At 35.0% G+C, this 14,429-nt stretch carries 10 protein-coding genes; 9 read left to right on the top strand and 1 reads right to left on the bottom strand.

What is annotated here, in order from left to right:
• Positions 1–16: 16 nt before the first annotated feature.
• Positions 17–1,951: a sialate O-acetylesterase gene (locus ABEB18_RS04955; RefSeq protein WP_348798022.1), complete on the top strand. Its 1,935-nt coding sequence runs from the start codon at positions 17–19 to the stop codon at positions 1,949–1,951.
• A 10-nt stretch (positions 1,952–1,961) separates the two neighbouring features.
• Here ABEB18_RS04955 and ABEB18_RS04950 read toward each other — a convergent pair whose 3' ends face one another.
• Positions 1,962–2,993, bottom strand: coding sequence for a LacI family DNA-binding transcriptional regulator (locus ABEB18_RS04950; RefSeq protein WP_348798021.1), 1,032 nt, complete (start codon positions 2,991–2,993; stop codon positions 1,962–1,964).
• Positions 2,994–3,146: 153 nt separating this feature from the next.
• Between ABEB18_RS04950 and ABEB18_RS04945 the strand changes: the two genes are divergently transcribed.
• The 8 genes from ABEB18_RS04945 to ABEB18_RS04910 all read left to right on the top strand — a co-directional run bounded on the left by ABEB18_RS04945 (position 3,147) and on the right by ABEB18_RS04910 (position 14,426).
• Positions 3,147–4,148 carry a GntR family transcriptional regulator gene (locus tag ABEB18_RS04945; protein ID WP_348798019.1) on the top strand — a complete coding sequence of 334 codons (1,002 nt, stop codon included), beginning with the start codon at positions 3,147–3,149 and terminating at the stop codon, positions 4,146–4,148.
• A 3-nt stretch (positions 4,149–4,151) separates the two neighbouring features.
• Complete coding sequence (locus ABEB18_RS04940; RefSeq protein ID WP_348798018.1) at positions 4,152–5,636, top strand: xylulokinase; 1,485 nt, start codon at positions 4,152–4,154, stop codon at positions 5,634–5,636.
• Between the two features lie 4 nt (positions 5,637–5,640).
• Positions 5,641–6,966 (top strand): xylose isomerase, encoded by a 1,326-nt coding sequence (xylA, locus tag ABEB18_RS04935; protein ID WP_348798017.1) that lies wholly within the window; start codon positions 5,641–5,643, stop codon positions 6,964–6,966.
• A gap of 118 nt (positions 6,967–7,084) precedes the next feature.
• A complete protein-coding gene (gene fsa, locus ABEB18_RS04930) occupies positions 7,085–7,741 on the top strand; it encodes a fructose-6-phosphate aldolase (protein ID WP_348798015.1) in 657 nt (218 codons plus the stop codon).
• A gap of 2 nt (positions 7,742–7,743) precedes the next feature.
• A complete protein-coding gene (locus ABEB18_RS04925; RefSeq protein ID WP_348798014.1) occupies positions 7,744–8,586 on the top strand; it encodes a transketolase in 843 nt (280 codons plus the stop codon).
• 72 nt (positions 8,587–8,658) lie between these two features.
• Positions 8,659–9,612, top strand: a complete 954-nt coding sequence (locus ABEB18_RS04920; protein ID WP_348798013.1) for a transketolase family protein — start codon at positions 8,659–8,661, stop codon at positions 9,610–9,612.
• 27 nt (positions 9,613–9,639) lie between these two features.
• A complete protein-coding gene (locus ABEB18_RS04915; protein WP_348798012.1) occupies positions 9,640–10,617 on the top strand; it encodes an aldose epimerase family protein in 978 nt (325 codons plus the stop codon).
• Between the two features lie 641 nt (positions 10,618–11,258).
• A complete protein-coding gene (locus ABEB18_RS04910) occupies positions 11,259–14,426 on the top strand; it encodes a SusC/RagA family TonB-linked outer membrane protein (RefSeq protein WP_348798011.1) in 3,168 nt (1,055 codons plus the stop codon).
• The last annotated feature ends 3 nt before the right edge of the window (positions 14,427–14,429 follow it).

The following is a 14,429-nucleotide window of genomic DNA, read 5'->3' as shown; positions in this document are numbered from 1 at the left end:
ATAATTTTTTAGAAAAATGAAAAACATTTCTTTAGCTCTACTGACACTTTTGTTATTTCAATTCAGTTCGGTTTGTGCACAAATAAAATTACCACGATTAATTAGTAATGGTGTCGTTTTACAACGCAATGAAGATTTGAAAATTTGGGGTTGGGCATCGGTAAATGAAGAGGTACAATTGAAATTGAACTCCAAAGTTTATAAAACCAAAGCAGATAGCGAAGGCAATTGGAGCTTGGTACTGCCGAAGCAAAAAGCAGGAGGACCTTACCAAATGGTTTTTGAAGGAAAGAATGTCATAACAGTTTCCGATGTTTTGTTTGGCGATGTTTGGGTTTGTTCTGGACAATCCAATATGGAATTGCCAATGGAGCGACTCAAAGAAAAATATGGCGATGTGATAAGGAATGCAACCAATTCAAAAATAAGACAATTTTTAGTTCCCGATAAATATAGTTTTAAAAAAGAGGAAACCGATTTTGATTCGGGTTCATGGGTTGTTTGTTCTCCCGAAAAAGTGTTGGAGTTCTCGGCTGTGGCTTATTTTTTTGCTAAAGATATTTATGAAAAGGAGAAGGTGCCAATTGGATTAATTAATTCTGCTCTTGGAGGTTCTCCTGTCGAGGCATGGATGAGCGATACGGCTTTGAAATCTTTTCCAGAATCGTATCAAGAAGCACAAAAATTTAAAAATGATGACCTCATTGCCGAAATCACCAAAAATGATGCGAAAAGAAATGACGATTGGTATGCCGAATTGAATATGATTGATAAAGGAATGTCTAGTGGAAAACCAATTTGGAATCAAAATGATATGAGCATTTCGGATTGGAAAGAAATGAAAATTCCGGGCTATTGGGCTAATGAAGAATTGGGAAATGTAAACGGAGCTGTTTGGTTTAAAAAAGAAATAGTTGTTCCGAAATCATTTGCAGGTCAACCAGCCAAGTTGTTTTTAGGTCGAATAGTCGATCAGGATTTTGTTTATCTCAATGACGAATTTGTGGGAACCACTGGGTATCAATATCCGCCAAGACGATATGATGTACAAGCTAATATTTTAAAGGAAGGTAAAAACACTATAACAGTTCGTGTTGTTAATAGTTCTGGAAAGGGTGGTTTTGTTGAGGACAAACCCTATTTTTTGGCTGTAAATAATGATACTATCGACTTAAAAGGAAATTGGAAATACAAATTGGGTACCGAAATGCCAGAATTGACAGGACCTACATTTATCCGATGGAAACCTGAGGGATTGTATAATGCTATGATCGCCCCAATTTTAAATTTTAAAATAAAAGGGGTGATTTGGTATCAAGGCGAATCTAATGCAGGAAAACCAAAGGGGTATCACGATACTTTTTCAGTCATGATTAATGATTGGAGAGCCAATTGGAAACAAGGTAACTTTCCGTTTATTTTCGTTCAGTTGGCTAATTTTATGGAAACAAAAACCGAACCAGTTGAGAGCAATTGGGCAATTTTACGACAAGAACAATACAAAACCTTGTCAGTACCCAATACAGGAATGGCGGTTATCACAGATTTAGGGGAGTGGAACGATATTCATCCATTGAATAAAGAAGATGTTGGAAAACGATTGGCATTGCAAGCCCGTAAATTAGCCTATGGCGAAACAAAATTAGCTGCTTCTAGTCCATCGCCTTCGAGTTTTAAATTTGATGAGCAACAAGTTACGATCAATTTTAAAGACATAGGGAAAGGATTAACCATAAAAAATGGAGGAGAATTAAAATCGTTTGCCATTTCGAATGACGGAAAACATTTTGTTTGGGCAAAAGCCGAAATCATGGGAAATCAAGTCAAAGTTTGGAATTCCCAAATAAAAAATCCTTCTGTTGTACGTTATGCTTGGGCCGATAATCCAGCTGATGCTAATTTGTTTTCTGTTGAAGGTTTACCTGCAACTCCTTTTGAAGTTAGAAAATAAGAATAAGATTTTAAGTTCTTTGACTTGATGCTCGAACCAATACTTCGGTATTCAAAAAAGTAATCTCACGGACTTCGTCTTTTTTAGGTGATTTTATGTTTTTTAGAATGATTTCGGCAGAAGCTTTGCCCATTTTTTCAGCTGGGTGAGTAACTGTCGAAATGTTTGGATCTATTATTTGAGAAATAGGGTCATTGTTAAATCCAATTACGGCAATGTCTTCAGGGACTCTGAGGTTTCTTTTTTTGGCAGTTTGTACGACACTTACTGCTATAATATCTCCTGGGGCAAAAACACCATCTGGTCTTGGATGGATATCAAATAATTTGTTACTTGCTTTTACCCCTTCTTCATACGTCATCTCGTCGAGATTGATTATCAAATCATCTTCTATCGGTAAATCAAAATCTTTTAGTGCTTCTAGATATCCTCTTTTTCTTTCGTTGTATAAATTTCCAAATTCTGCTTTTGCTGTAATATGTGCAATTCGTTTACAGCCTTGTTCAATAAGATGTTTGGTTGCTTTATATCCCGCCGCAAAGTTGTCAATTACAACTCTAAAAGTGTTGTAGTCCTTTGGAGCTCTATCTACAAAAACGAGTGGAATGTTATTGGCAGTAAATTGGTTGAAATGTGTCGTGTCTTTGGTTTCCATTGCCAACGAGCTAATAACGCCACTAACACGATTACTGTATAATGATTTGGCTAAATTCACTTCGACTTCATAGGAGTCATGAGATTGCATAATGATGACATTATAACCAGATTTTTGGGCAGTAGTTTCGATACCGCTAATCAAAGATGAAAGAAAAGGTTGTGTAACAGTTGGAATTAAAACGCCAATGGTTTTGGTTTTGTTACCACGTAGTCCAGCAGCCAAAGTATTAGGAACATATCCCATTTTCTCGGACATTTCCTTAACTTTTTTGATGGTTTTTTTGCTAATAGTTGGGTGGTCTTGTAAGGCTCTAGAAATAGTAGAAGTTGCAAGATTTAACTTTTCAGCAATATCATAAATAGTAACGTCTTTATTTTCTTCCATAATGATTAAAATGTATGAACAAAGATATCTAAAATAGTTAAAATGTAATATTAAAATTATTCTTAGTGCAAAAAAGTTAAATTTTTTGAAAATCCTTTTTTGTTTCAAAAAAAAAACTAATTTAGCATACCGGAACAGAACAGTACAATTTGTATGAGTCAAGACGTTTTTACATTAGAGATTATTCATGATAGCGATATTCCAAAATTTCAACAAATAGTTAATGGGATAAACAATGCTATTGCCGAACACCTTTTGAATAAAGGGGATGCCTTGCCGTCTGTAAATAGTATTTGTACCAATAATCAGTTGTCTAGGGATACAGTATTTAAGGCTTATTCTATTTTAAAAGAACAAAAAGTAATCGAATCAGTGCCGAATAAAGGGTATTATGTTTTGGGCGAAACCCGAAAAGTGCTTTTGGTTTTGGATACTTTTAAAGCTTACAAAGAAGTTTTGTATCATTCATTTGTCAATAATTTGCCCGACAATATCATTACCGATGTGCAGTTTCATCATTACAATATTGACGACTTTAAAACTATTATCAATAATAGTATTGGGAAGTATTACAAATATGTTGTAATGAATTTTGATAACAAAGAAATTCCATCGATTTTATCAGTTATTGCCAATGAAAAATTATTATTGATCGATTGGAATATTCATTCCAAAAGTAAGAACAATTATGTTTTTCAGGATTTTGGAAAAGCTTTTTACCAATGTTTACAAGATGGGAAAAGTCATTTTGAAAAGTACCAAGAAATTCAATTTGTATATCCTGATTACACAAATCACCCCAAAGAAACGATAGAGTATTTTAAAAAATTCTGTACTGATTTTGGTTTTAAATATAAAGTTTCGACAAATCCAAAAACGTTCGATATCAAAAAAGGGATTGCTTATATCAGTGTTAGCGATCGAATTTTGGGGCAGTTCTTGGAGCAATGTCGTTCTAAGAATTTAGAGCCAGGAAAAGACGTTGGTTTTTTGTCTTATAACGAAACCCCAATGAAAAAATTTATATATAAAGGTATTTCGGTTGTATCGACCGATTTTGACGAATTGGGAACAAAAGGTGCCGAATTCGTAACCAACGAAATGCCTATTCAACACTATGTACCAACTCATTTAATATTAAGAGAATCATTATAAGTTATGTATTATATAGGATATGATATCGGAAGTTCCTCTGTCAAGGTTGCCTTGGTAGAAGCAGCAACTGGAAAAAAAGTTATCGTTTTGAATGAACCTCAAAACGAAATGGATATTTTGTCGCTTCAAGCTGATTGGGCTGAACAAGATCCTGAAATGTGGTGGAACTACATTTGTATAGCGACTAAAAGAGCTATCAAAGAAGCCAATATTGATGCTTCTAAAATAAACGGAGTTGGGATTTCGTACCAAATGCATGGTTTAGTAATCGTTGACGAAGACAAAAAAGCGTTGCGAAATTCTATTATTTGGTGTGACAGTAGAGCGGTTGCCATCGGTAACAAAGCTTTTGAAGAATTGGGAGAAGAAAAATGCATGACGCATTTATTAAATTCTCCTGGAAATTTTACAGCTTCTAAACTGAAATGGGTAAAAGACAACGAACCAGAGGTTTATAATAAAATATACAAATACATGTTGCCTGGCGATTTTATCGCTTTGAAATTAACTGGAGAGGTAACTACCACTAAGAATGGTCTTTCGGAAGGGATGCTTTGGGATTACAAAGAAAACAAAGTAGCGGATTGGTTATTGGAACATTACGGAATCGATACTGCTTTTACACCAAGAATCGTTGAGAATTTTACCAATCAAGGAGTTTTGAACGAAAAAGGAGCTGCAGAAACTGGACTTAGAGCAGGAATTCCTATTGTATATCGTGCTGGAGATCAACCCAACAATGCTTTGGCATTGAATGTTTTGCGTCCAGGCGAAGTGGCAGCAACAGGTGGAACTTCTGGCGTTTTTTATGCAGTAACTGAGACTAATTCAGGGAAAAGTACTCGTGTAAATAATTTTGTTCATGTAAATTATTCAGAAAATAATCCTAGAGTTGGAAAATTATTGAACATCAACGGAGCTGGAATTCAATATCGTTGGATGCGTAACAACATAGGAAATGAATCTTATGAAGCCATGAACGAAAAAGCTTCTCAAGTAAATATTGGTTCGGATGGAGTGGTTGTGATTCCTTTCGGAAATGGAGCAGAAAGAATGTTTAACAATCAAAACATTGGTTCGCATATTTTAAATCTGAATTTCAATATTCATACCAACGCTCATTTATACAGAGCCTCTTTAGAAGCAATTGCTTTTTCGTTTGTTTACGGAATGGAATGTTTAAAAGACGATAACGCAACAATTGGAGTGATTCGTGCAGGGAATGACAATCTTTTCCGTTCCGAAATTTTTTCAAATACAGTCGCTACTTTAATCGGACATGAAATTGAAATTTACAACACAACTGGAGCGGTAGGAGCAGCAAGAGCTGTTGGTTTAGCAGATGGGGATTTTGAGAAATTTGGTTCGAATATTTCAAAAAATGACCATGTGATGACGTTTTTACCACTTCAAAACAAAGAGCCTTATCTAGAGGCTTATCAAAAATGGAAAAAAGAACTAGAAATAATATTAACAAAAAAAAATTAAGAAGATGATAATTTTAGGAGAAAAAGAGTACTACAAAGGTATTGGCCAAATTAAATTTGAAGGTAAAGAATCAGATAACCCTTTGGCATTTAAATATTACAACCCAGACCAAGTGGTTGCTGGAAAAACAATGCGTGAGCATTTCAAATTCGCTATTGCTTATTGGCATAGTTTCTGCGCACAAGGAAGTGATCCTTTTGGTGTAAATACCATGAGTTTCCCTTGGAACCAGTCATCAGATCCGTATCAGGCGGCAAAGGATAAAGCAGATGCTGCTTTTGAATTCATCAGCAAAATGGGATTTGATTATTTCTGTTTCCACGATGTAGATTTGATTTCTGAAGGACCAACTTTTGGAGAATTTGAAAAGCGTTTGGCTTTCATCACAGATTATATCAAACAAAAAAAGGAAGAGTCTGGATTGAAAGTGCTTTGGGGAACGGCTAACTGTTTTTCGAACGCACGTTATATGAATGGAGCTGCAACCAATCCTGATTTCAACGTTTTGGCAAGAGCTGGTGGTCAAGTAAAATTGGCTTTGGATGCTACTATTGCTTTAGGTGGTGAAAATTATGTATTCTGGGGAGGTCGTGAAGGATACATGAGTTTGCTAAATACGGATATGGGAAGAGAATTGGATCACATGGGACAATTTTTAGCGCAAGCTAGAGATTACGCACGTGCTCAAGGGTTCAAAGGAAACTTCTTTATAGAGCCAAAACCAATGGAGCCATCAAAACACCAATACGATTTTGACTGTGCTACTGCTATTGGATTCTTACGTGAGTATGGTTTAGATAAAGATTTCAAAATGAATATCGAGGTAAACCACGCTACATTGGCACAACACACTTTCCAACACGAAATAGAAGTAGCTGCCAAAGCAGGAATGTTAGGAAGTTTGGATGCTAACCGTGGTGATTACCAAAATGGATGGGATACAGACCAATTTCCTAACAACATTCAAGAAACTACAGAAGCGATGTTGGTATTCTTGAAAGCTGGAGGTTTACAAGGTGGTGGAGTTAATTTTGATGCTAAAATCAGAAGAAACTCAACAGATATGGAAGATGTATTCTTGGCTCACATCGGTGGTGCTGATACTTTTGCAAGAGCATTACTAACTGCTGATAAAATTATCACTTCTTCGCCTTACAAAAAATTAAGAAAAGAACGATACAGCTCATTTGATTCTGGAAACGGAAAAGCTTTCGAAGAAGGAAAATTAGACTTACAAGCTTTATACAAAATCGCTCAAGAAAACGGCGAATTGAACTTACAAAGCGGTAAGCAAGAATTGTTTGAGAATATCATCAATCAATATATCTAAAATTTAGTTATTAGTCAGTGAATAGGGTTGAATACGAGAATGGTATCAACCCTATTCTTTTTACAGGAACTAAATTTTATCAATTCGATTTATTAATTATAAACAAAAAAATAACCAAATGAAATTTTTTATTGACACTGCCAATTTAGAAGACATTAAACAAGCTCAGGCTTTAGGAGTATTAGATGGAGTTACTACAAATCCATCACTTATGGCCAAAGAAGGCATCACAGGAAAACAAAATATTTTGAAACATTATTTAGATATCTGCAATATTGTAGATGGCGATGTTTCGGCCGAAGTAATTTCGACAGATTATGAAGGAATGGTAAAAGAAGGGGAGGAATTAGCAGCTTTGCACGGACAAATCGTTGTAAAACTGCCAATGATCGAAGATGGAATCAAAGCTTGTAAATATTTTTCAAGCAAAGGAATAAGAACCAATGTTACTTTGGTTTTCTCAGCGGGTCAAGCGCTTTTAGCGGCAAAAGCGGGTGCTACTTATGTTTCACCGTTTTTAGGACGCTTAGACGATATTTCTACAGATGGAATGCATTTGATTGAAGAAATTCGTGAAATTTATGACAATTACGGATTCGAAACTCAAATCCTTTCAGCTTCTGTTCGACATACGATGCATATAATCAATTGTGCCAAAGTTGGATCTGATGTAATGACAGGACCTTTATCAGCCATCAAAGGATTATTAAAACACCCATTAACCGATATTGGTTTGGCCCAATTTGTTGAAGACGCTAAAAAAATGAATTTATAATTATGGAAATACATCAATTACAAGATATCGTCTCTCAAACACGTAGAGATATTTTACGAATGGTTCACAAAGTAAATTCGGGTCATCCAGGAGGTTCTTTAGGATGCACTGAATTTTTAGTGGCTTTGTATAACAATATCATGCAAAGAAAATCTGGTTTTGATATGGATGGTATGGGAGAGGATTTATTCTTTTTATCTAACGGACATATTTCGCCTGTTTTTTATAGTGTTTTGGCTAGATGTGGCTATTTTGAAGTGTCCGAATTAAATACATTTCGCTTGCTTAATTCCCGCTTACAAGGTCATCCAACCACTCATGAAGGTTTACCAGGTGTTCGCATAGCATCGGGTTCATTGGGTCAAGGTTTGTCTGTAGCACTTGGTGCGGCACAAGCCAAAAAATTAAATAGAGATTCCCATTTGATATACACCCTTCACGGAGATGGCGAACTACAGGAAGGTCAAAACTGGGAAGCGATTATGTATGCTTCTGCCAAAAAAGTAGATAACTTAATTGCAACTATTGACCTTAACGGACAACAAATCGATGGTTCTACCAAAGATGTTCTGGATATGGGAGATCTGAAAGCTAAATTTGAAGCTTTTGGTTGGGATGTTTTAGAAATCGAAAAAGGGAATGATCTAGAGTCTATTTTGATTGGATTTGCTAGAGCAAAAGGGTTGACAGGTAAAGGAAAACCAGTTTGTGTGTTGTTGCATACCGTCATGGGTAATGGTGTCGATTTTATGATGCACACACATGCTTGGCATGGTAAAGCTCCAAACGATGAGCAGTTGGCAAATGGTTTGTCTCAAAACAAAGAAACTTTAGGGGATTATTAAAAATGCTTTAAGCTTTATGAAATAAAGTTTTATTTATTGTCTAAAGCGTATTGCATATAGCAAAAAACAACAATGAAAAAATATACAAATACAGGAAGTAAAGATACCCGAAGCGGTTTTGGTTCGGGATTAGCGGAGCTAGGAAGAACAAATCCAAATGTAGTTGCTTTATGTGCCGATTTGATAGGTTCTTTGAAAATGGAAGAATTCATTAAAGAAAACCCTGAGCGTTTTTTCCAAATCGGAATTGCAGAAGCCAATATGATCGGAATTGCTGCGGGATTAACTATCGGAGGTAAAATCCCTTTTACAGGAACTTTTGCCAATTTTTCTACAGGAAGAGTGTACGATCAAATCAGACAATCTGTAGCTTATTCTGATAAAAATGTAAAAATCTGTGCTTCTCATGCTGGTTTAACTCTGGGTGAAGATGGTGCAACGCATCAAATCTTAGAAGATATTGGGTTAATGAAAATGTTACCGGGGATGACTGTTATAAATACCTGTGATTATAACCAAACCAAAGCAGCCACTATCGCATTAGCATCTCATCACGGTCCTGCCTATTTACGTTTTGGTCGTCCAGTTGTTCCAAATTTTATGCCAGCCGATGAACCATTTGAAATTGGCAAAGCCATTTTATTAAATGAAGGAACTGATGTAACGATAGTTGCTACAGGTCACTTGGTTTGGGAAGCTCTTGTTGCTGCAGCGACATTAGAAGCTGAGGGAATTTCGGCTGAAGTAATAAATATTCATACCATTAAACCTTTAGACGAAATAGCAGTCTTACAATCCGTTGCTAAGACGGGATGTATTGTAACTGCCGAAGAGCACAATTTTATGGGTGGGTTAGGCGAAAGTATTGCTAGAGTTTTGGCAGTAAACAATCCAGCCCCACAAGAATTTGTTGCTACGCAAGATACTTTTGGAGAAAGTGGTACTCCTGCGCAATTGATGGATAAATATGAATTGAATAGTGAGGCCATAGTCAAAGCAGTAAAAAAAGTTTTGAAAAGAAAATAATTTAAGAAAACGTCTATTTACTAATCAATGGAAGAAATCCAAACAATCAAAATCAAGAACCAAAACGGAATGGAGCTTACAGTGTCTAACTATGGTGCAACCGTCTTGAAATTATTAGTTCCTAATGGGCAAAAATCATTTACCAATGTTGTTGTTGGTTTAAAAGAGGCTTCAAATTATCTCGAAGAACCTTACTTAAGTAATCCTTTATATCTTGGTTCGACTGTAGGTAGGTATGCTGGTAGAATTTCTGGTGGAGCTTTTGCAATCAATGGAACTACTTATCCTGTTGAGCATCAAAACGGAGTGCATTTACATGGTGGAAAAAAAGGGTTCTCTCATCAATATTGGAAAGTAAAAAAACAATCTGATGATGAGGTTACTTTAGTTTATTTTAGCCAAGACCAGGAGGAAGGTTATCCAGGTAATTTAAAAACCGAAGTGACTTATTTGATAACTTCGGATAATTGTTTGAAGATTAAATATACGGCTACAACTGATAAGCCAACAGTTGTAAATTTGACCAACCATGCTTATTTCAATTTAGATGGTGAAGGTTCTATTTTAGATCACGAACTTCAAATCAATAGTGATTTTTATTTAGATGTTGATGATAGATTGTTACCATCTGGAAAATTAATAGCGGTAGATGATTCTAAATTTGACGTAAGGAATAATGCCGTAATAGGGAAAAATAATTTTGATGGTTTTGATGATACTTTTGTTTTAAGAAAAGATGCAACTGTAAAAGCTTCTTTGGTTTCTCAAAAAACGAGAATTAAAATGAATGTTTATACCAATCAACCAGCTTCTGTTGTTTATACACCAAAACAATTTGCTGATTTGCCTTTTTCAGATGATGCAAAGTTTACCGCATTTCCTGCTATCTGTTTTGAGACACAAAATTATCCTGATGCACCAAATCATGATAATTTTCCTTCTTCAATACTAAATCCAAATGAAGAATATGTAAACGAATCGGTTTTTGAGTTTATAAATTTTTAAACAAAAGTGTTTACATTGTAGCAAAATTTTTTGTTTATCAATGGCTTATGATAATTAACCCATTGCTTTTTTATTTGAAAAAAATAGAAAGCAATGGGTTGTTTTTTTTAAAAGCATATTGATTGGTTTTGAAATTTAAAAACAGGATTTCAGATTTCATTAGACAATCTTTTGAGGGCTTTTGCATAGGTCAGATGAATTTTGTCTCAAATTTTTCCTAAATAATGTTTTTTTGATATTTGTTCAGCACTTTTCCAGTATTTACAAGTGTTTTTTTTCTTACAATAAGGGTTGTTTTTTTTCAGCGATAAAAATTTATTTTCAAAAATACATCCCATAGGGGATTTTTAGTTTTTATGATTTCTTTAAGAAATCTACTAAAACGTTGTAGATGTTTTATTGGTTTTGTTTTTTTTACAACTTCAATTGACAAATATTTACTTTATTACGAATATTTATTTTATATATTAAATTTTAAGTATGATTTTTTTATCAAATCGTAAAAAAAAATATACACAACCGATTGTGTATATTGTGTTTTTATATATATTTGTCTGAAACAAGTTTAATATTTAGATAATACGAATATGAATTAAAAAAATTAACCAAACCGAACTACAAATTAATTAAATTAACATTTTATGACTAACTTTTTACTATTGAAAAGCGGACATCTTAAACAATTAGGATTTACGATTCTGATGTTTTTATTTTACGCTCACATGAATGCCCAGAGAACCGTAACTGGGACTGTTTCGGATCAAACGGGACCTTTGCCAGGAGTAAGTGTATTGGTTCAGGGAACAAAGAATGCTGTTGCTACGGATTTTGACGGAACTTTTACGCTTTCGAATGTTTCAGATCAGGCAACACTTGTTTTTAGTTATGTTGGATACAAAACGCAAAACATAGCTTTAGGCGGAAGACAAAAAATTACTGTTGTATTAGCAGAGGATTTGAATACGCTTAACGAGGTTGTAGTCGTTGGGTACGGAACTATGAAACGTAAAGATTTAACGGGTTCTGTATCTACAGTTTCTAGCAAAGTAGTAACGCAAACTGTGACTACTTCAATCGAGCAAATATTGCAAGGACGTGCAGCAGGGGTACAAGTATCGGCTAATAGTGGAGCGCCAGGTGCTTCTTCAAATGTTAATATTCGTGGGATTAGTTCTATCAATGGAGGAACTCAGCCTATTTATGTTATCGATGGAGTTGTGATTGATCCGAATGCTAATAGTAACGTAAATGCAAATCCGATTTCTACAATTAACCCTGCGGATATTGTTTCTATTGATATCCTAAAAGATGCTTCGGCTACCGCAATTTATGGTTCTCGTGCTGCTGCTGGAGTTATTATGGTTACAACCAAGAGAGGTAAAAAAGGAGAGTTAGCATTAAATTTTGACTCTAATGTTGGATGGCAAGAAATTCCAAAACAACTAAATGTATTGGATTTAAAACAATATGCCATTCACAAAAATACTCGCTCTGAAATGGGTATTGTAGAGGCTGATCCAAATTTTATCCGTCCTGATTTATTAGGTGAAGGTACTGATTGGCAAAAAGAATTGTTTAATCAAGCTTTGATTCAAAATTACAATTTATCAGCTTCGGGAGGTTCTGACAAAAGTACCTATTTTATGGGAGTTGGTTATATGGATCAAGAAGGTATTGCTGTGGGATCTTCTTTTAGTCGTTTTAACTTGACGAGTAACTTAGATTCACAAGTTAGAGATTATTTTAAAGTAGGTCTGAATTTTGCGTTAAGCAATACCAAACAAAATACTACAATTAATGATGGGTCTTTAATTCTTACTGCTTTAAAGCAAACTCCAAACGTTGCTGTACGTAATGCAGATGGTTCTTTTGATGGCCCAGATACTGATCAATTTGTTCAAAATAATCCAATTGGACTGGCTTCAATCAGAGATAATAACAATGAAGGTTTTGGACTAAGAGCAAACACCTATGCTGACATAACTATTACAAAAGGATTAACTTTTAAAACTCAATATTCATTAGATTATGGTTTTAATAGTGCTTATACATTTGACCCTTCTTATACTTTTGGAGCGATTGAAAATGTTAATCGAGTAGGAACTCGTACTAAAAGTAATAGCAAAAACTGGATTTGGAATAATGTTTTAAACTATACTCGTGATTTTGGCAATCATTCGATAAATGCGATGTTAGGTCAAGAAGCACAAGAAAATCATTGGGAAAATTTATATGGATCTGTTTCGGGTTATTTGACCAATACCTCTACTGATTTAAGTATGGGAGATCCTACTACGGCAAGAGTAGATAACCATAGTAGTAATAATTCATTGAGTTCTTATTTTGGTAGATTGTTTTATTCTTTTGATGATAAATATTTATTGACAGCTACGATTCGTCGTGATGGTTCTTCAAAATTTGCCGAAGAAAATCGTTGGGGATGGTTCCCATCGGCTGCCTTTGCTTGGAAAGTTTCTAATGAGAATTTCTTAAAAGATAGTAAGACTATCAATAATCTAAAACTTAGAATGAGTTGGGGAGCAGTTGGTAATCAAAATGTGCCTAATTACGCTTATACATCAACTTATGCTTCAAGCCCAACGGCCTCTTGGGGAACTGGTTTGTTAGCATCTAATACAGCGAATCCAGAACTAAAATGGGAAACAACCTATTCTTCAAATATTGGTTTTGATTTAGGTCTTTTTGATAATCGAATTGAGTTGGTAGCCGATGTTTATTACAGAAGAACAGACGATTTGTTAAATAGATTGGCATTACCAGCGTATGTAGGAACATCTGGGCAAGGGTCAACTTCTGCTCCATGGTATAACATCGGAGATCTTGAAAATAAAGGTTTTGAGCTAGCTTTGAATACCGTAAATATTCAAAACAAAGAATTCAGTTGGACCTCTAATTTGGTTTTCTCAATGAATGAGAATAAAGTACTGTCATTGAATAGTGATTCAGGTCATTATGACGGAACTGTTCAACAAGGATCAGATGTTACAGTGGTTACTCGTACAGCAGTAGGAAAGCCAATCAGTCAGTTTTATGGATACAAAGTGATAGGACGATTCGAAAAAGCAACTGATTTCTATTACAAAGATGCTTCTGGAAATGTAGTGCCAACTGCTTTACCAAAAGATATGACAATTGGTGAAAATGGAGTTTGGATCGGGGATTATATGTTTGATGATGCCAACAAAGATGGTGTGATCGATGATAAGGATTTGCAATATATTGGGAATCCATTGCCTAAATTTACTTTTGGTCTTACCAATTCGTTTTCATATAAAGGTTTTGATATGAGTATCTTTATTGATGGTTCTTATGGTAACGATGTCGTGAACTACCAACGTCGTTTTCTAGAAAATCCTCGTGAGAATACTAACTTATTAGATACAGCTTTAGGGTATGCTCAATTGGCTTTGATCAATCCTGACGGACCAAACGATTACCGTAATGTTCAAATCGTAGGAGGAGATCCTTATATGCCTCGTATTGCAGCTTCATCTGCAGCTTCAACTTCTAATTTCCGTTTTAGTGATCGTTTTGTAGAGGATGGTTCTTTTGTACGTATCAAAAACATTTCTATTGGATATAACTTGCCTAATTCTCTAGTTTCAAAAATTGGTGTGGCGGGTATCAAAGTATATTCAAACATGCAAAATATCATGACATTTACTAAATATTCAGGGTACGATCCAGAAGTGGGAACCCTAAATAATAGTGCGCTTTATTCTGGTATTGATAACGGACGTTATCCTTCGCCTCGTGTTACTACTCTTGGAGTAAATGTTAAATTTTAAACT

This window comes from Flavobacterium adhaerens (assembly GCF_040045115.1).
GTDB lineage: Bacteria > Bacteroidota > Bacteroidia > Flavobacteriales > Flavobacteriaceae > Flavobacterium > Flavobacterium adhaerens.
This window is presented reverse-complemented; position numbering and strand designations above follow the sequence as displayed.